Origin of the sequence: Citricoccus sp. CH26A (assembly GCF_000224415.1) — a bacterium.
In the GTDB taxonomy this organism is placed as follows: Bacteria; Actinomycetota; Actinomycetes; order Actinomycetales; family Micrococcaceae; genus Citricoccus.
The window spans coordinates 1-548 of record NZ_AFXQ01000066.1 but is presented as its reverse complement, the minus strand read 5'-3'; the positions used below and the strand labels follow the sequence as shown (position 1 = coordinate 548).

The 548-nt window shown below is 68.8% G+C and carries 1 protein-coding gene; it reads left to right on the top strand.

Translation table 11 applies throughout. The features are described from left to right. On the top strand, positions 1 to 548 hold a 548-nt coding region (locus CITRI_RS0115590), incomplete at both ends, for a sugar phosphate nucleotidyltransferase (RefSeq protein ID WP_010145893.1).

Here is a 548-nt window from a genome sequence, read left to right as displayed (position 1 = left end):
GTTCCAAGAATCCCCGCACCCACAAGGCCGTCATCCCGGCCGCCGGCCTGGGCACCCGTTTCCTGCCGGCCACCAAGGCGATGCCCAAGGAGATGCTCCCGGTGGTGGACAAGCCCGCCATCCAGTACGTGATCTCCGAGGCGCGGGCGGCGGGCCTGGACGACGTGCTGATGGTCACGGGCCGGTCCAAGCGGGCGCTGGAGGACCACTTCGACCGGGTGCCCGCCCTGGAGCGCACCCTGGAGCTCAAGGGGGACTTCTCCAAGCTGGACAAGATCCAGGAGGCCACCAACCTCGGGGACATCCACTTCATCCGCCAGGTCGATCCCAAGGGCCTGGGCCACGCCGTGCTGTGCGCCGCCCAGCACGTGGGCGAGGAGCCGTTCGCGGTGCTGCTCGGCGACGACCTCATCGACGAGAACGACAACCTGCTCCAGCGGATGATCGACGTCCAGCAGGCCAAGGGCGGTTCCGTCATCGCCCTGATGGAGGTCCCGCGCGAGAACATCTCGGCCTACGGGGTCGCCGAGGTCACCGCCGTGGATGGC